We start from the raw sequence: 17,630 nt of genomic DNA, 5'->3' as shown, positions 1-17,630 counted from the left end.
CGCGCGCAGCTGTTCAAAATGCGCTTTGGACTCCTCATCCAGGAAGTCCAGTAGACACGGCGCATCGGTCAGCAGTTCCTGAGTCTGGGCATTTTTACTGTCGAGAATCCGCAGCGGGTTGCGCTCCAGGCGGCGCTGGCTGTCTTCGTCCAGCTGATCCTTGCGCGCGGAGAGGTACTCCACCAGTGCCTCACGGAAGGCGGCGCGGCTTTCGCTGTTGCCCAGGGAGTTGAGCTGCAGGGTAACGTGATTGGCAATACCCAGCTCCCTCCACAGGCGCGCAGTCATCATCAGGATCTCGGCGTCGATATCCGGGCCCTCGATGCCGAACACTTCCACCCCGAACTGGTGGAACTGGCGCAGGCGCCCTTTCTGCGGACGCTCGTAGCGGAACATGGGGCCGAAATACCACAGTCGCTGGGGCTGGATCAGCAGGTTGTTCTGGATCGCCGCGCGCACGGTACCGGCGGTGCCTTCCGGGCGCAGGGTGACGCTGTCTCCACTCTTGTCTTCGAAGGTGTACATTTCCTTCTCGACGATATCGGTGGCTTCACCCACGGCACGGGCAAACAGCTGAGTGGCCTCCAGCAGCGGCGTGCGGATTTCACTGTAGCCGTAACGGCCGAAAAGTTCGGAGAGCGTGCTTTCCACGTACTGCCACACCGGCGATTGGGTGGGCTGCAGGTCGTTCATGCCGCGGATGGCGCGAAGTTGTTTCAAGTTTAATCCTTACTGATAAATCCAGTTAGCGTCGGGAGCGCGGAGCTCCCCGAGTGGTGGATGCGCTGCGCTTATCCACCCTACAACTGACAATTTTTTGGAGCGCGGAGCTCCAGCTCCGCTTCGCGTGCGTTGCACGCGTCAAAATTCTGGGTGCGGACTGCGTCCGCAAAGCGGAGCTAGAACCTTCAGCTTCAATAAAAGCTCCGCGGTCCCGGCAACGCCCGGCTCAGTCGATGGTTTCTTTGGCAATGATGCTCGCTTCCTGCTCCGCCTTGGCTGCCGCCTTTTCGCGGATCAGTTGTTCCAGATCATCCACCAGATTGTCATTCTTGAATTTGCGGTCCGGCTGGCCGTCCACGTAGATCGCGTGGCTGGGGGTACCACCGGCGAGGCCGATATCCGCCTCTTTCGCTTCCCCGGGGCCGTTGACGATACAGCCGATCACCGCCACATCCAGCGGGGTGGTGATGTCCTCGAGGCGGGTCTCCAGCTCGTTCATGGTCTTCACCACGTCGAAGTTCTGGCGCGAGCAGCTGGGGCAGGCAATAAAGTTGATGCCCTTGGTGCGCAGGCGCAGGCTCTTGAGCAGGTCCCAGCCCACCTTCACCTCTTCCACCGGGTCCGCCGCCAGGGAAATCCGCAGGGTATCGCCGATGCCGTCCAGCAGCAGTGCACCCAGGCCGATGGCGGATTTCACGGTGCCGGCACGCAGGCCACCGGCTTCGGTGATGCCCAGGTGCAGGGGCTGCTCGATCTGGCTCGCCAGCTTGCGGTAGGCGGCGGTGGCCATAAAGATATCCGACGCCTTCACGCTCACCTTGAAGTCCTGGAAGTCCAGGCTGTCGAGGATGTCCACGTGGCGCAGGGCGGATTCCACCAGCGCGTCCGGGGTGGGCTCGCCGTATTTCTTCTGCAGGTCCTTTTCCAGGGAACCGGCGTTGACGCCGATGCGGATCGGGATATTCAGGTCGCGGGCCTTGTCGACTACCGCGCGGATGCGCTTCTCGCGGCCGATATTGCCCGGGTTGATGCGCAGGCAGTCCACCCCCAGGTCCGCCACCCGCAGGGCGATGCGGTAATCGAAGTGAATGTCCGCCACCAGCGGTACGCTCACCTGCTTCTTGATCTCGCCGAATGCCTCGGCGGCGTCCATGGACGGTACCGAAACCCGCACGATATCCGCGCCCGCCTGTTCCAGGCGCTGGATCTGCGCCACGGTGGCGGCCACATCGCAGGTCTCGGTATTGGTCATGCTCTGCACCGAAATCGGCGCACCGCCACCAACCGGCACATTGCCCACCATGATCTGGCGTGACACGCGGCGAACTATGGGTGACTCGAATTGCATAGCGTAAACCCTGCGACTGTTAGGTTGCCCGGGACCGTCGACCGACGGGTCCGGAACATAGATAAAAACCGGGGGAGGATTATAGAGAGATTGGGCGCAAACCTACAGAGGCTGCGCCCTCGGAGCCGGCCTGCTGGCCGGGAAATTGATCGGGAATCGGGAATACCGGGTCAGCCGCCGACGGTCAGCTTGCGGGTGCGGCGATTGCCCCGGGGCGCGGTATCGACCACTTCCCCGCGATAGCTCACCACGGCACCGGCAGCGTTACCCAGCATCAGGTTGAACGGCGCCTCGCCTTCCAGCTCCACACTGGAGCCCGCGGGCTGCAGCTTTGACAGCAGCTTGGCACCGCTGGCGTCGCTGACTTCCACCCAGGACTCCTCGGTGAAGGTCATCGCGAGGCTTTCGACCAGTTCGTCCTCGGCGGACAGCTGGCGGGGCGCGGCTGCGACAGGTTCGGCAACTTCTTGCTGCGCGACCTGTGCCACCTGCTCCGGGGCCTCGGGAGCCTGCTCCGCTGCGGCGACCTGCTGCGGTTCCGGTTCCAATTCCGGCTCTGATTCCGGGGCGCTTGCGGTTTCCAGCTGGGCGGAGGATTCCGGAAGCGCTTCTGTCACTTCCGCTGCGTCCACCACCGCTGCAGCGTACGGGTCTGCCGCCGGGGCTGCGGGTTCGCTCGCCTGTGGCTGCGCGACTTCCGCCTGAACTGTTTCCGCCTGAACTGAATCCGCCTGAATGGCGGCTACCGCGGCCCGCGGCAGTCTCAGGTCCGCAGCGCCCTGGTTGATCCACCAGTAGCCACCCGCCGCAGCGACCATGGCGACCAGCAACATCGGGCGAAACAGGCCACCACCGGACGATTGTTTGCCGTGACCGATCACCGGACCGCGGGGCGGCTGGGGGACCGTGTCGGTTTTCACCTGCGCTGGCAGCTGGCGCTCGAACGCCTCCAGCACCGGCGCGGCGTCAATGCCGAGCTCCTTGCAGGTATTGCGCAGGTAACCGCGCACATAAGTAGCGCCGGCGAGGCGTTCAAAGTCGTCCTGTTCCAGGTGGCGCAGCTTGCTCGGGGTCATGCACATGCGCCCGGCGAGCTCGTCCACGCTCAGCCCCGCGGACTCGCGGGCGCTGGCAATCAGGCTGCCGGCGGTCTGGCCGGTGGTTACTTCAGCCGCCTCTTCCATAACGCGGGCTGTGGATTCAGGGCTGCTCATTTTCGGCCACCATCTTCTTGTACTTCAGAGATTCCTCTGAATAGGGAAAGAGGTTTTTCAGCGCCAGGGCGTAGCTCCGCTCCTTGTCCCGATTGCCGAAGATTTTTTCGATCCGGATCCCCAGCCACAGGGACTGGGGCACCTGGCGGTTCCGCTCACTGAAACGGTCCAGGTAGTGTTTTGCCTGCTCGTAGTTCTTGTCGGCAAATTTGAGTTCCGCCAGCTCCAGCAGCGCCACCGGCAGGTTGGGGCTCAGGGCCAGCGACCGCTGGAACGCCTGTTCGGCAGCGTCCGCATCCCCCAGGCGCAGCTCCGCGCGGCCCAGGTTGGCCAGTGCGTAGGAACGACGGTTGTAGGTCAGGTCTTCCGATGCAACCTGGAACTGCTCCCGGGCATCGCGGTAGCGCTCCTGCTGATACAGGAAAACCCCGTAATTGACCCGCGCCATGGAAAACGCACTGTCGTAGCGCAGCGCCTTTTTGAAATGCTCCTCGGCCACATCCAGCTCGCCATCCACCTGGTACAGCAGGGCCAGGCCGTGGTGGGCCTCCGGGTCTCGCTTGCCCAGCTTCAGCGCCTCCTGGAAATGGTGGCGGGCGGCCTCGCGGTTGTCGCCGCTCTGGAGGTAGCGCAGCCCCAGCTGCACGTGGGTTTTACGGGCCTTGTCGAGATCGACCTCTTTGCCGCCGGGACCGGTGGTTACACAACCGCCCAGTACCAGGGTAAGCAGTAATCCGGCGAGAGCCGCCGGATTGGAAATTCTTGCTAACACGAGCCTCACCTTGTTGTTATCGGGTGCGTAGTTCACTGGCGCACGCCGTACAAAGTTCGGCGATGCAAGTATCAGACCTGGTTGACGATACGTACGGGACGCTCGGCGTTCGCATTGCGATAGCGCTCGGAGCGACGGGTGCGATCGTTTACCTGGCCCGCCAGCTGACCACAGGCCGCAGCGATATCATCGCCCCGGGTGGTACGCACGGTTACGGTATAGCCTTCGTCCAACAAAATCTGTTGAAAACGTCGCAAAGCGTTGTTGCTGACCCGCTGATAGTCGGACAGCTCAAACGGATTGAAGGGTATCAGATTTATCTTCACCGGCACATCACGCAGCAACTCCGCCAGCTGTTCGGCGTGTTCCGGGCGGTCGTTCACCTCCCGGATCATGGTGTACTCGATGGTCATCTTGCGATGATTGTCCGGCATATTCTCGATATAGCGCTTGGCGCTGTCGAGCAGCATGGCGATGGGATACTTCTTGTTGATCGGCACCAGCACATTGCGCAGCTCGTCATTGGGCGCGTGCAGGGAAATCGCCAGGCTCACATCGGTCACCTGTGCCAGGCGGTCCAGCGCCGGCACCACACCGGAAGTACTCAGGGTCACCCGACGCTTGGAAATGCCGTAGGCATTGTCTTCCATCATCAGGTTCATGGCATCGACCACATTGTCGAAATTGAGCAGGGGCTCGCCCATGCCCATCATCACCACATTGGTCACCTTGCGGGGACCATTCGGCTGCAACTGACCAAAAGACTTACACGCAATCCACACCTGGCCGATGATCTCGGCCGCAGTCAGGTCGCGGTTAAAGCCCTGCTTGCCAGTTGCACAGAAACTGCAGTCCAAAGAGCAGCCCACCTGGGAGGACACACACAGGGTGCCGCGATCGCCGTCCGGGATATACACCGTCTCGATCACATTGCCACCGGTCACCTCGATCAGCCACTTGCGGGTGCCATCGGAGGAATCCATCTGCTTCAGGACCTTCGGTGCACGGACCTCGGCAATCTCCGCCAGCCTGGCCCGCATCGCCTTGCTGACATTGGTCATCTGCTCGAAATCGTCCACACCGCTCTGGTGGATCCACTTCAGCACCTGTACCGCGCGGAAGCGCTTCTCGCCCAAACCGGCAAAAAAGTCCGCAAGCTTGTCCAGCGACAGGCCCAGCAGATTGACTCTTTCTACTTGTGCGGTTTCGGCTTGTACAGCCTGTACGTCAGTCATGGATTCACCTTGCATCGTTGTCGATGCGAAAAATCAACCGCGTCGCACCGGCGCAGGCCGGCGCCCAGAAAACTGGATCCCGGCGTGCGCCGGGATGACGACAACCAGATCAAAAGACCCGGAAATTAGCGTGCGCAGATTTCTTCAGCAGAGAAGAAGTAGCTCACCTCACGCTCGGCAGAAGCCGGGCTGTCGGAACCGTGTACCGCGTTCGCATCGATGCTGTCAGCGAAGTCTGCACGGATAGTGCCAGCTTCCGCTTCCTTCGGGTTGGTAGCGCCCATCAGATCGCGGTTAGCCAGAATCGCGTTCTCGCCTTCCAGAACCTGAACCACAACCGGACCGGAAGTCATGAACTCAACCAGATCCTTGAAGAAAGGACGCTCTTTGTGCTCGGCGTAGAAACCTTCAGCCTTCTCCTGAGACAGCTGAACCATCTTCATGGCAACAATGCGCAGACCGGCTTTCTCAAAACGGCTCTCGATCTCACCGATTACGTTCTTGGCTACTGCGTCCGGCTTGATGATGGACAGAGTGCGTTCCTGGGCCATGGTTTTCTCCAAATATGACGTTTAGTAAAAATTAACGTTTAAAAACAGATACTTAAGTATCAGATACGAAAAGAGCAACCACCGGAGTTGCTCTTCCCTGAATTCTCGATTTAGCGCGAACTGGCTATCTATTGATCAATAGCTGACTCGCGGAGCGCGGATTATACGCGGTGTTGTGTGAACTTTGTACTGTAGATGTGCCCGAATGGTCGAAGTCGGTCACAAAAAGCGACCAGAGGTTCATACGTGTGTCGAACTTGGATGCGAAGGCGCAGCTCCCGGGAATTCAGAGGTAAAAGCGAAGGTGGCGATACCGGGTGTAGCCTTGTGAGACCTTCACCGGCATGGATGCCGGTGCAGAGCCCCCATGGATGGGTTCACGGCGTGTCTCGCAAGGCTGCACCCGGTAGCGGCACCGCCACCCAACTATCTACAACCCCCGCTTTACTCGGCCTCTTCAATCCACGCAGCCTGAATGGCCTCCAGGATCTTCTCGCCGCAGCGGTCGGGATCATCGTCAAAATCCGGTAGATCCATCACCCACTTGCGCAGGTCGACAAAATTGACCCGCATCGGATCCACATCCGGATGGCCGTCCGCCAGCTCAATGGCAATATCGTGAATATCCGTCCACTTCATGAGCGCCTCCTCAGTGCTTCTCCGAAACCTGATTGATCGTGTACTTCGGAATCTCCACCACCAGATCCTCCTCATCCACAATCGCCTGACAGGAAAGACGGGACTCCGGCTCAAGACCCCAGGCCTTATCCAGCAGATCCTCCTCCAGCTCATCGGGCTCACCCAGAGAATCAAACCCCTCCCGCACAATCACATGGCAAGTCGTACACGCACAGGACTTCTCACACGCGTGCTCAATCTCCACCCCGTGCTGCAGCGCAGCGTCACACACACTGACACCCGGCTCCACCTCAATCACCTTCCCTTCCGGGCAGAGTTCCGCGTGGGGCAAAAAAACAATCTTAGGCATAGCTCAAAAACTCTTGTCCGAATCCTGCAGCCGCAAAACAGCTCAGGGTTTATCAAATTCGTCCAGGCTGTGGCCCTGCATCGCCCGCTTGATGGACTTGTCCATACGGCGCGCCGCATACGGCTCCGACAGCTCGTTCAGCGACTCGATACGCTTGTGGATCTCCTCCGCAGTACCGCCATTGTGCGCCAGTCGCAGCGCCTCCATCGCCCGCTCCAGAGCACCCAGTTCCTCCTCACTGAGCAGCTCCGCACCGTCCTCCGTCAGCGCCACCAGCATCGCCTCCAGAGTGCGCTCCGCCTCCACCTGGGCCTCGCGCAGCGCCCGCGCCGCAATATCTTCCTCGGCGTGGGTATAGGACTCCTGCAACATGCGGGTGATATCGGAATCCTCAAGGCCGTAGGACGGCTTCACCGTGATTTCCGCAGCCACCCCGCTGCTCTTCTCCATCGCCGTCACCGACAACAGGCCGTCCGCATCCACCTGGAAAGTCACCCGGATATGGGCCGCACCGGCCACCATTGGCGGAATGCCGCGCAGCTCGAAGCGCGCCAGGGAACGGCAGTCACTGACCAGCTCGCGCTCCCCCTGCACCACGTGAATCGCCATCGCGGTCTGGCCGTCCTTGAAGGTGGTGAACTCCTGGGCCTTGGCCACCGGAATCGTGGTATTGCGGTGAATCAGCTTCTCCGTCAAACCACCCATGGTCTCGATCCCCAGGGACAGCGGGATCACATCCAGCAACAGCAGGTCCTCGCGGGACTTGTTGCCCACCAGCACATCCGCCTGCAGCGCCGCGCCGATGGCCACCACCTGGTCCGGATCGATATCCGCGTGGGGCTCGCGCGCGAAAAACTCCTCTACCCGCTCGCGCACCCGCAGGGTTCTGGTAGACCCACCCACCAGCACCACCTCGGCAATATCCTCCGCAGACAGGTCCGCATCGCGCAGGGCGCGTTTGCACGCGCGCAGGGTCTTGCTGATCAGGGGGTCCAGCAGCTCCGCCAGCTTCTCCCGGCTCAACTCGCCGGCCCAATTGCCGTAGGCAACCGGTACCACGGTTTCCTGCGCCAGCGCCTCCTTGGCCGCACAGGCGGCGTTCAGCAGCTTGCGCTGGGTAGCCGCATCCAGATCGTTGCCGAGTCCCGCTTCCGCGGCCATCCACTCGCCGATCACCCGGTCGAAATCGTCCCCGCCCAGGGCGCTGTCGCCACCGGTGGAGAGCACTTCAAACACACCGCGGGAAAGGCTCAGGATGGAAATATCAAAGGTACCGCCGCCGAGGTCGTAGACCGCCACGGTCTTGTCCGCCACGTCGCCGCCACCTTCGGACTTGTCCAGGCCATAGGCCACCGCCGCTGCAGTGGGCTCATTCAGCAAGCGCAGCACCTTGAGCCCCGCCAGCTGTGCCGCGTCTTTGGTGGCCTGGCGCTGGGCCTCATCGAAATAGGCCGGCACCGTGATCACGGCCCCGTCCAGGGCGCCGCCGAGGGAATCCGCACCGCGCTTGGCCAGCACTCTGAGGATCTCCGCGGAAACCTGCACCGGGTTCACCGCGCCCGCCGCGGTCTCGATGGATGGCATACCACCCCGGTCTTCCGCAAACCTGTACGGCAGCTGTTCACCGAAACTCTTGATGTCCGCGAGGCCGCGGCCCATCAAACGCTTGATGGAAATCAGGGTGTTGTAGGGGTCGTCGCCCGCTGCTGCGCGCGCCGCCAGCCCCACCTCGACACCGGCGCCGCTGTAACGCACTGCGGAGGGCAGGATCACGCTGCCGTCTTCCGCCGCCAGCGCCTCTGCGGATCCGCTGCGCACGGTCGCCACCAGGGAATTGGTGGTGCCCAGGTCGATACCCACCGCGCGCTTGCGCTGGTGGGGTTCGGGGGTCTGGCCGGGTTCGGAAATCTGCAGTAATGCCATAAGTCTGTATCAGTCCAGTAAATCTTCTTCGAGCGTTTCGATCTGGCGCTGCAGCTTGCCGAGAAACTGCAGTTTGAGCAGCGCGCTTTTGGCCTCGTCCAGGGCGTTGGCGGTGAGCGCATCGGCGAACACCCGCTGCTGCTCCCGGAACAGGGCGCTGGTCTCGTCTCCCAGTTCGCCCAGCTCGGCTTCCGGATCCGCGGCATCGCGCACCTCTTCGAGGCGCTCGCGCAGGATCATCTGCTGCATCAGGAATTCGCCGTCGGCGGTGGTCTGTTCGGGGCTGATCTCGACGCCCGCGAGCTGCAACAGGTAGGCCGCACGGGCCACCGGGTCCTTGAGGGTGTTGTTGGCCTCATTGATCTGCGCCGCGTATTGCATGGAGAGGCGCTGTTCGCGATCCGATTTGGCCGCAAAGCGATCCGGGTGGAATTCCTGCTGCAACTCCCGGTAGCGGGCAGCCAGCGCCTGGCGGTCCACCTCGTAAGAGACCGGCAGGCCGAAAATCTCGAAATGGTTCTGTTGCAGTTCCATATTCTCTATTCCGACAGTACGCCCGGCGATGCCTGCCGTTTTCAGTTACTTTTCAGTTACATGGTAAATACTAAAAAGGCCGGCATGCGCTGCGCACCCGGCCTTTCACTGCCAGCAGGTTTCCCCGATCAAACGTGGAAGCTTTCGCCGCAGCCGCACTCGTTTTTCACATTGGGGTTATTGAAGGCAAACCCTTCGTTCAGCCCCTCTTTGACAAAGTCCAGCTCGGTGCCGTCCAGGTAGGCGAGGCTTTTCGGGTCCACTATCAGCTTTACGCCGCCGGCCTCGAACACCTCGTCTTCGGGGTTTGCCGTATCCACAAACTCCAGCACATACGCCATCCCGGAACAGCCGGCCGTCTTCACGCCGACGCGAATGCCGATACCTTTGCCGCGGCTGGCCAGCTGCTTGGCTACGTGGGCCTGGGCCGCTTCGGTCATGGTAATTGCCATGTCGGTTGCCTACTCCTTACCGCTTGGGTTCCCGCAAACGGAATCAACCCGCGGTTTCTTCAACCTTTTCACCGCGCTTTTCGCGGATATTGCGCACCGCCGCCTTGATGGCGTCTTCCGCCAGCACGGAGCAGTGAATTTTTACCGGCGGCAGCGCCAGTTCTTCGGCGATCTCGGTGTTCTTGATTTGCGCCGCCTCATCCAGGGACTTGCCCTTGACCCACTCGGTCAGCAGGGAGCTGGAGGCAATCGCGGAGCCGCAGCCGTAGGTCTTGAACTTGGCATCTTCGATGATGCCGCTGTCGTTCACCTGAATCTGCAGGCGCATCACGTCGCCACAGGCCGGTGCGCCGACCATGCCGGTACCCACGTTGTCCGCCTTGTCGTCGAGACGACCGACATTGCGGGGGTGTTCATAGTGATCAATTACTTTATCGCTATAGGCCATGACTAAACCCTCTCAATTCGTTTCCATTGCCGCCTTCAGGCAGCGATTAGTGCGCTGCCCATTCAATGGTATTCAGGTCGATACCATCCTTGTACATGTCCCACAGGGGAGACAGTTCGCGCAGCTTTTCCACCGCCTGCCTTACTTCTTTGGCCGCAGTATCCACGTCCTGTTCCGTGGTGAAACGGCCGAAGCTGAAGCGCAGGGAGCTGTGGGCCAGCTCGTCGTTCACGCCCAGGGCGCGCAGTACATAACTCGGTTCCAGGCTCGCGGAAGTACACGCGGAGCCGGAGGAAATCGCCAGATCCTTCAGGGACATGATCAGGCTCTCGCCTTCCACGAAAGCGAAGCTGACATTCAGGTTGCCGGGCACACGCTGCTCCATGGAGCCGTTGATGTGCACCTCTTCCATATCGCTGATCTGGCTCCAGAAACGGTCGCGCAGTGCAGTCATGCGCTTGCGCTCTTCCGCCATTTCTTCCCTGGCGATGCGGAAGGCTTCACCCATACCCACGATCTGGTGGGTAGGCAGGGTACCGGAGCGCATGCCGCGCTCGTGACCACCGCCGTGCATCTGGGCTTCGATACGCACCCGCGGCTTGCGACGCACGTACAGGGCACCGATACCTTTGGGGCCGTAGACCTTGTGGGCGGAGAAGGACATCAGGTCCACTTTCATTTCCGCCAGGTCGATATCGATCTTGCCGGCGCTCTGAGCCGCATCCACGTGGAAGATGATCTTGCGCTCGCGGCACAGCTCGCCGATCGCCGCAATATCGTTGATCACGCCGATCTCGTTGTTGACGTGCATCAGGCTTACCAGCATGGTGTCTTCGCGCAGGGCTTCCGCCACCTGCTCCGGGTAGACGATGCCGTCTTCCTTCGGGTTCAGGTAGGTGACCTCGAAGCCTTCGCGCTCCAGCTGGCGACAGGTGTCGAGCACCGCTTTGTGCTCGATCTTGGAGGTGATGATGTGCTTGCCCCTGCCCTGGTAAAAGTGCGCCGCACCCTTGATCGCCAGGTTGTCGGATTCGGTGGCGCCGCTGGTCCACACGATCTCGCGCGGGTCCGCATTCACCAGCTCGGCAACGTAACGACGGGCATCTTCCACCGCCTCTTCCGCCTTCCAGCCATAGAGGTGGGAGCGGGACGCCGGGTTGCCGAAGTTGCCGTCCATGGTCAGCTGCTCCGCCATCTTACTGGCGACGCGCGGGTCCACCGGGCAGGTTGCCGAATAATCCAGATAAATGGGAAGCTTCATAATCTCTAATCTCCACTCGCCGGCACCCTGCCAGCGCCTTACTGCATTGCTCTGTGTAACTGGCTACGGGCGAGCCAGTGACCGCGCGGCCGGCACCTTACTGCAAGCCGCCAATAATCGCCACTTTCTGTTCCACCGGATCTTCCGGCGTACCCCGCTGCTCCTGGCGGCGGGCCACTTCCTGAACCTCGGCGCGCCGCACCAGGTCAGCCAGGCTGATCCCGTTCAGGAATCCGTGAATCTGACGACTCAGATCCATCCACAGGTAGTGGGTCAGGCACTGTTCACCGCCGGAACAGTCGCTGTTGCCGCCACAGCTGGTGGCGTCAACGGATTCGTTTACTGCATCTATGATTTCCGCCACACAGATATCGGCGGCGGGACTCGCCAGGCGGTAACCACCGCCGGGACCGCGCACACTGGACACCAGGCCGGACTGGCGGAGACGGGAGAACAGCTGCTCCAGATAAGACAGGGAAATCTCCTGGCGCTTGGAAATGTCCGCCAGGCTGATGGGGCCGCGCTCGGCGTGCAACGCCAGGTCCAGCATAGCTGTGACCGCGTACCGCCCTTTGGTTGTCAAACGCATAATGCCCTCCTGCCGGGCCCCGGAATGTGGGCCGCGTGATACCGCCGGGTACCACTGAATCGGGGCGCGAGTATGGAATAACCCACCACTTCAGTCAAGTATATAGCCCAGTAAACCAGTAGGGTATTTGCCCGGGCTTATATCGATTGAGACTGCCCTGAGACCGGGCGGTTATGACCGGCAGTTCTGACCAGCAGGACTGGCGATTACTCGGGGCGCCCCTGGCCACCACTGCGGTGAATATGATTCTGGATCGCCGTCAGCATGCCCCGCAGGATACCCAGCTCCATATCATCCGGACGCACACGACTGAACAGTCGGCGCAACCGGGTCATGGTCTGGCGGGGGTTGTCCGGATCGATAAAGCCCAGCTCGCCGAGCGCCAGTTGCAGGTGCTCGAAATACAGCTCCATATCGCTGGCCTTGGCCGGCGGCCGGTCCCAGTCGGAATAGCTCAGCTCGCCGCCCTTCTCCGCTTCCAGCGCCGCCATGCGCGCCTCGTACGCCAGCACCTGTACCGCGGTGGCCAGGTTCAGGGAGCTGTACTCCGGGTTGGCGGGGATATGCACATGGAAATTACAGGCCTGCAGCTCTTCATTGGTCAGCCCGCGGTCCTCGCGGCCAAATACCAGCGCCACCGGGTGCTCGCGGGCCTCGGCCACCGCGCGTTGGCCGCACTCCCGCGGGGTCAGCAGCGGCCAGGGAATGCGCCGTTCGCGGGCACTGGTAGCGACCACCAGTCCACAATCCGCCACCGCTTCTTCCAGGGTGTCCACCACCACCGCGCTGTCCAGCAGCTCCGCGGCACCGGCGGCCCGCCACACGGCGTTGGCCGCGGGGAATTCCCGCGGTTGCACCAGGTACAGCTGGCTCAGCCCCATATTCTTGAGCGCGCGGGCGGCACCGCCGATATTGCCGGGGTGGGCACTGTTTACCAGCACCACGCGGATATTGGCCAGTGCGGCGAGTGCCGACTGGGAGGCCTGCTGGGCTGCGGTTTCGGAGGGAGAAGTCGCCATATGGGTTACCGGGCTATCGCGGCTACAATGCCTGTTACAAATCGGGCGCGGAGTGTAGCAAAATTGCACTGGAATCCCTACAATCGCGCCCGCCCGGCCAGCCCGGAGCTGCTATTTACCAATTTCAACTGACCCGCGGAATCGCTATGGAACCCATGCTGAATATTGCCCTGCGCGCAGCGCGCAAGGCCGGTGAACTGATCGAACGCGCCTGGGAGCGCGGCGACCTGATGAAGTTCGAAGAAAAAGGCCGTAACGATTACGTGACCGAAGTTGACCGGGCCAGCGAGCAGGAAATCATCTACCACCTGCGCAAGGCCTTCCCCAAGCACAGCATCCGCGCTGAAGAGAGTGGCCTGCAGGAAGGTGCCGAGCCTGAATACGAGTGGATCATCGATCCGCTGGACGGCACCACCAACTTTATCCACGGCATGCCGCACTTCGCCGTTTCCATCGCCTGCAAATACCGCGGCCAGATCGAGCACGCAGTGGTGCTGGACCCCATCAAGCGCGAAGAATTCACCGCCAGCCGCGGCCGCGGCGCCGCCCTCAATGGCCGCCGCATCCGCGTGTCCAACCGCCAGGGCCTGAAAGGCGCACTGATCGGCACCGGCATCCCGTTCAATGGCGAGTCCTACGAAAACATCGACGCCTACCTGGCGGTGATGAAAGAAGTGGCCGGCCAGACTGCGGGCATCCGCCGCCCGGGCGCCGCCGCCCTCGACCTGGCCTACGTTGCCGCGGGTCGCTTTGACGGTTTCTGGGAAATGTACCTGAACACCTGGGATATCGCAGCGGGCTCACTGCTGGTGAAAGAAGCCGGCGGCCTGATCAGCGACTTCCGCGGCGGCAACGACTACCTGGATTCCGGCAACCTGGTGTGCGCAACACCCAAGACCTTCAAGCCGCTGCTGCAGATTGTTGGCAAGCATCTGGGCAAGATTCGTCAGTAAATAAATCTCGCGAACTGACTGAGCTCGATGAGAAGGCGCTGATGCCGGGTACTCCCTTGCGAGACCTTCGAAAAAAGGGACTTTTTCGAAGAGCCCCCAGGGATGGGTTGAGGGGGGGGCGCCCAGCCCGTGTCTCGCAAGGGAGTACCCGGCAGCAGCGCCGCCACCGTAATACCTAATCACACTATTCGCAGTCTGGCACCAACGCCTCAACCGGCCTCTTTCTGGCCGCCTCGGCCAGCACCTGCTCCAGCGGCACCGGCCGGCCGATGTAATACCCCTGCACCAGATCCACACCAATCCGGTTCAAGCGCTCCGCGGTAGCCTCGTCCTCCACGAACTCCGCAATGGTGCGCGCCTTGAGGCGATGGGCCACCTGGTTGATCGACTCCACAATCATCAGGTCGACAAAGTTGGACTCCACTTCGCGCACGAAACTGCCATCGATCTTGATGTAATCGATGGCGAAGGCCTTCAGGTAGTTGAACGAACTGAGGCCATTGCCGAAATCGTCCAGCGCCACCGTGCACCCCAGCTCGCGCAAGCGCGCAACAAACTGGCTGGCGCTGTCCATCTGGTTGACCATCGCCGTCTCTGTGATTTCTATGCCGAGCTTTTCCGCCAACAGCGGTGACCTGGCCAGTGCACCCAGCAACTGCTGCTGGAACTCCCGGTCGCCGATCGCCTCCGCAGAAAGGTTCAACGCGAAATTCAGGCCGCTGGCCGCCACCTCTTGCGCCCTGTGCTGCAGAAATTCCTGCTGCACCCAACGGTCAACCTGCAGCATCAGGCCATAGCGCTCTGCCGCGGGGATAAAGGCACCGGGCAGGATCAGATTGCCCTCGTCATCCACCATCCGCACCAGCAATTCGTAGTGGCTGATCTGTGAATGGTTGCCCGCGCGCGCAATGGGCTGGGCATATAGTCGCAGGCGGTTTTCATCCAGCGCCTCGCGTATGGTGGACGCCATGTAAATCTGGCGGTGCTGGTCTGCGATGGCACTGCTGTCCATTTCATACACCACCACCGCGCCGCGACCAGCGTGCTTCGCGGAATAACAGGCCACATCCACCTGGCTCATCAGCTCCGCAACCCGGTTATTACTGCGATGAATTTCCGTGAGCCCGACACTGGCACCCACATCAAATACGCGCTTGTTCCAGGGGAAACGCAGCGCCCCGATCTTGCGCACCAGCTGCTCGCAGCGCAGGCGCGCCTGCTCCTTGTCGCAATTACGCAACAGCAAACCGAACTCGTCGCCCCCCAGCCGCGCGACACTGTCGGTCGCGCGCAGCTGGCCGCGCAGAAACTTGGCGACATTTTTCAACAGCGCATCACCGGCCTGGTGCCCGGCACTATCGTTGATCACCTTGAAGCGGTCGAGGTCAATGTACGCCAGCACATGTACTTCATCACCGCCCTTCACACTCTCCACCGCATCGTCCACTTCCCGGCGGAATGCCTGGCGGTTTGGCAAATGGGTGAGGTCGTCGTGGGAGGCCTGGTAGCTCAACTGCTGGATCAGCTGGCGGGTTTCGGTAACGTCCTGGAATACCAGCACCGCACCCAGCAGCTGTCCGCTGTCGGATTTCAGTGGCGAAGCCGAACATTTGACATCGTGCACCACTCCACCGCGGCTCAGCAGTACCGCGCCTTCCGCGGAAAACGCCGGTGCGTGTTGTTCCAGGCAGGCATCAATGGGGCTGACCACGGAGGCTCCCAGCCTGCCGCTGGAGATCTGAAATACCTGACTGACGGGCAGGCCGATTGCGGCCTCCGTGGCCCAGCCGGTGAGGGACTCCGCCACCGGATTCATAAAAGTGATCCGCTGCTGCAGGTCCGTGGCAATCACCGCGTCGGCAATTGCGGTCAGGGTCACCTGCAGATGCTCTTTCTCTTCCGCCAGCGACTGGGCCATATCCTTGTTTTCGGTGATATCCCGCAAAATACCGATGGACCGCAGCGGCTGTCCCCGCTCTCCCCACTCCAGGATCCGCGCGACTTCATGTATCCAGCGATAGCCGCCCGCATCGGTACGCAGCCGGTACTGGCAATCGATGTTCTTTTCCCGGCCCCCGAAGTGCGCCTGCTGTGCCTGCATCAGCCGCGCGCGATCCTCCGGCACGATACGCGCGAGCCAGTCTCCGCGGGTGGTCAACGCTTCGTGATCGATACCGATTTCGCTGATCAGCCAGTGGGAAAAAAAGGTTTTTCCGGTGACCAGATCCCAGTCATACACTCCCTGACCGGTCACCGTCAGCGAGAACTTCCAGCGCTCCTCCGCGCGTGTGAGCGCGACCTCACTGCGCTTGCGCCAGTCGATATCTTCAATCTGGACCACCGCATAGAGTGGCTCATTGGCCGCCCCCCGCGCCAGGCTACTGGACCAGTGCCCCCAGACCACTTCCCCGTTTTTGCGCACAAAGCGCCACTCGTGGTCCAGCGCCCCGCTCCCGGCAAAGGATTCCAGCGAGGAATTCCCGGCACTGCTTTGCAGCAGCGGCAGGTCGGCCGGAAAGATGACCTCGCGGATATTCAAACCCCGCAGTTCCACTTCGGTAAAGCCGATAAAGCGACGAAAGCTGACATTGGACTGAATGATGCGGTTATCCAGGGAAACCAGCAGCATGCCGATACGCGAGTTTTCCATCGCCGCGCGAAAGCTGCTTTCCACTTCGATAATCCGCTGGCTGCGCTGCCGCTCAATGGTGGAAGATATGGCCATCACATAGGCGGGGATAAACGCCGCAAATGCGGGCAACAGGTCAACCGGGGTAGCCAGCGGCTCTACCACGCCCGGGGGCAGCAGGGGGCTGCCGCCGGTCAGCAGGTAAAGCACCAGGAGGACGGCGAAAAAGATCACCAGCAGGGCCTGGGACAACTCCAGCCGGCCGGCCGCCCAGATCAGTGGCAGGGATATAAAAATATAGGGATAGGGCAATATAAAAAGAATCAGCCCGATACAGGCCAGTGTTGCCACACCAACGGACAGCACGCGCATGCGAACAGCCGGGGAAACCAGGCGCGCGATATTTTTCCGGTCCATCACCTGGATCAGCGGCAAAAACATGCAGATCCCCGCGACGTCCGACAGGTACCAGAACAGGAATACCGGCGCAAACGGCGCGCGCCCGAATAATTCGGCAGTAGACGCCCCGAGCCCGGCGCCGACAATGGTTGGCAACAGGGCGCCAAAAAACAGAAAACGCAGCCAGGCGGACATGCTGTTGAAAAACTGCCCTTCGGCACAGAATTTCCTCAGCAGCGCCGCGGCCACCAGCACTTCCAGTGAACCCGCCAGTGAGTAGAGCACACAAAACAGCAGCGGCGTGCCCCCGTTGAGGGCCGCGAGGGCCGTGCCGGCAAATGACGCGACCAGCAATACGGGCCAGTACCTCACCGGGTAGCGGAACAGCAGCGCGATTGCCAGTGCATCAGACAGCCAGATGGCGGCCACACCATCGCCAACCACGAGTATGCTTTTGCAGAAAAATGCCAGACAGAAACTGCCCGCCAGCAGTGCTACCGCAATAAGCAGCAGCCGCGCCGGCGCGAGCTGAACACTGTTGGAGACTGCAGGGGCGATCATCTCGTGGCACACACCCTTGTGTTGTTATTTG

At 61.4% G+C, this 17,630-nt stretch carries 17 protein-coding genes; 1 reads left to right on the top strand and 16 read right to left on the bottom strand.

Translation table 11 applies throughout. From position 1 onward, the window contains the following. The 15 genes from hisS to trmJ all read right to left on the bottom strand — a co-directional run. Positions 1-720 (bottom strand): histidine--tRNA ligase (gene hisS / locus QZ511_RS08495; protein ID WP_295801634.1); only part of this gene is annotated, 720 nt, incomplete at its 3' end. A gap of 229 nt (positions 721-949) precedes the next feature. Further along, on the bottom strand, positions 950-2,071 hold the full coding sequence (ispG, locus tag QZ511_RS08490; RefSeq protein ID WP_295801632.1) for a flavodoxin-dependent (E)-4-hydroxy-3-methylbut-2-enyl-diphosphate synthase: 1,122 nt from the start codon (positions 2,069-2,071) through the stop codon (positions 950-952). Between the two features lie 170 nt (positions 2,072-2,241). Next, positions 2,242-3,285 carry a RodZ domain-containing protein gene (locus QZ511_RS08485; protein WP_295801629.1) on the bottom strand — a complete coding sequence of 348 codons (1,044 nt, stop codon included), beginning with the start codon at positions 3,283-3,285 and terminating at the stop codon, positions 2,242-2,244. Continuing rightward, positions 3,272-4,057, bottom strand: a complete 786-nt coding sequence (pilW, locus tag QZ511_RS08480; RefSeq protein WP_295801628.1) for a type IV pilus biogenesis/stability protein PilW — start codon at positions 4,055-4,057, stop codon at positions 3,272-3,274. The genes QZ511_RS08485 and pilW overlap by 14 nt, the downstream gene beginning before the upstream one ends. 71 nt (positions 4,058-4,128) lie before the next feature. Continuing rightward, positions 4,129-5,292 (bottom strand): 23S rRNA (adenine(2503)-C(2))-methyltransferase RlmN, encoded by a 1,164-nt coding sequence (gene rlmN, locus QZ511_RS08475; RefSeq protein ID WP_295801626.1) that lies wholly within the window; start codon positions 5,290-5,292, stop codon positions 4,129-4,131. Between the two features lie 125 nt (positions 5,293-5,417). Further along, positions 5,418-5,843, bottom strand: coding sequence for a nucleoside-diphosphate kinase (gene ndk / locus QZ511_RS08470; protein WP_295801622.1), 426 nt, complete (start codon positions 5,841-5,843; stop codon positions 5,418-5,420). A 444-nt stretch (positions 5,844-6,287) separates the two neighbouring features. Beyond that, the gene (iscX, locus tag QZ511_RS08465) at positions 6,288-6,482 is read right to left on the bottom strand and encodes a Fe-S cluster assembly protein IscX (protein WP_295801620.1); all 195 of its coding nucleotides are present in this window, start codon (positions 6,480-6,482) and stop codon (positions 6,288-6,290) included. 10 nt (positions 6,483-6,492) lie between these two features. Further along, the gene (fdx, locus tag QZ511_RS08460) at positions 6,493-6,831 is read right to left on the bottom strand and encodes an ISC system 2Fe-2S type ferredoxin (protein WP_295801619.1); all 339 of its coding nucleotides are present in this window, start codon (positions 6,829-6,831) and stop codon (positions 6,493-6,495) included. A gap of 42 nt (positions 6,832-6,873) precedes the next feature. Beyond that, positions 6,874-8,754: a Fe-S protein assembly chaperone HscA gene (hscA, locus tag QZ511_RS08455; protein WP_295801618.1), complete on the bottom strand. Its 1,881-nt coding sequence runs from the start codon at positions 8,752-8,754 to the stop codon at positions 6,874-6,876. 9 nt (positions 8,755-8,763) lie between these two features. Further along, complete coding sequence (gene hscB, locus QZ511_RS08450; RefSeq protein WP_295801615.1) at positions 8,764-9,288, bottom strand: Fe-S protein assembly co-chaperone HscB; 525 nt, start codon at positions 9,286-9,288, stop codon at positions 8,764-8,766. 128 nt (positions 9,289-9,416) lie between these two features. Continuing rightward, positions 9,417-9,740, bottom strand: coding sequence for an iron-sulfur cluster assembly protein IscA (gene iscA / locus QZ511_RS08445; protein WP_295801613.1), 324 nt, complete (start codon positions 9,738-9,740; stop codon positions 9,417-9,419). Between the two features lie 43 nt (positions 9,741-9,783). Then, on the bottom strand, positions 9,784-10,188 hold the full coding sequence (iscU, locus tag QZ511_RS08440; protein ID WP_295801611.1) for a Fe-S cluster assembly scaffold IscU: 405 nt from the start codon (positions 10,186-10,188) through the stop codon (positions 9,784-9,786). Positions 10,189-10,234: 46 nt separating this feature from the next. Beyond that, the gene (locus QZ511_RS08435; protein WP_295801610.1) at positions 10,235-11,449 is read right to left on the bottom strand and encodes an IscS subfamily cysteine desulfurase; all 1,215 of its coding nucleotides are present in this window, start codon (positions 11,447-11,449) and stop codon (positions 10,235-10,237) included. A gap of 97 nt (positions 11,450-11,546) precedes the next feature. Then, positions 11,547-12,038: a Fe-S cluster assembly transcriptional regulator IscR gene (iscR, locus tag QZ511_RS08430; protein ID WP_295801609.1), complete on the bottom strand. Its 492-nt coding sequence runs from the start codon at positions 12,036-12,038 to the stop codon at positions 11,547-11,549. A gap of 206 nt (positions 12,039-12,244) precedes the next feature. Next, positions 12,245-13,057: a tRNA (cytosine(32)/uridine(32)-2'-O)-methyltransferase TrmJ gene (trmJ, locus tag QZ511_RS08425; protein WP_295801607.1), complete on the bottom strand. Its 813-nt coding sequence runs from the start codon at positions 13,055-13,057 to the stop codon at positions 12,245-12,247. A 146-nt stretch (positions 13,058-13,203) separates the two neighbouring features. Here trmJ and QZ511_RS08420 point away from each other — a divergent pair, with 146 nt between their 5' ends. Continuing rightward, positions 13,204-14,010: an inositol monophosphatase family protein gene (locus QZ511_RS08420; protein WP_295801604.1), complete on the top strand. Its 807-nt coding sequence runs from the start codon at positions 13,204-13,206 to the stop codon at positions 14,008-14,010. A 184-nt stretch (positions 14,011-14,194) separates the two neighbouring features. On the opposite strand, the gene QZ511_RS08415 is transcribed toward QZ511_RS08420, so the two are convergent. Then, positions 14,195-17,599: an EAL domain-containing protein gene (locus QZ511_RS08415; protein WP_295801602.1), complete on the bottom strand. Its 3,405-nt coding sequence runs from the start codon at positions 17,597-17,599 to the stop codon at positions 14,195-14,197. Positions 17,600-17,630 lie beyond the last annotated feature (31 nt).

Origin of the sequence: uncultured Microbulbifer sp. (assembly GCF_913055755.1) — a bacterium.
Lineage (GTDB): Bacteria > Pseudomonadota > Gammaproteobacteria > Pseudomonadales > Cellvibrionaceae > Microbulbifer.
This window is presented reverse-complemented; position numbering and strand designations above follow the sequence as displayed.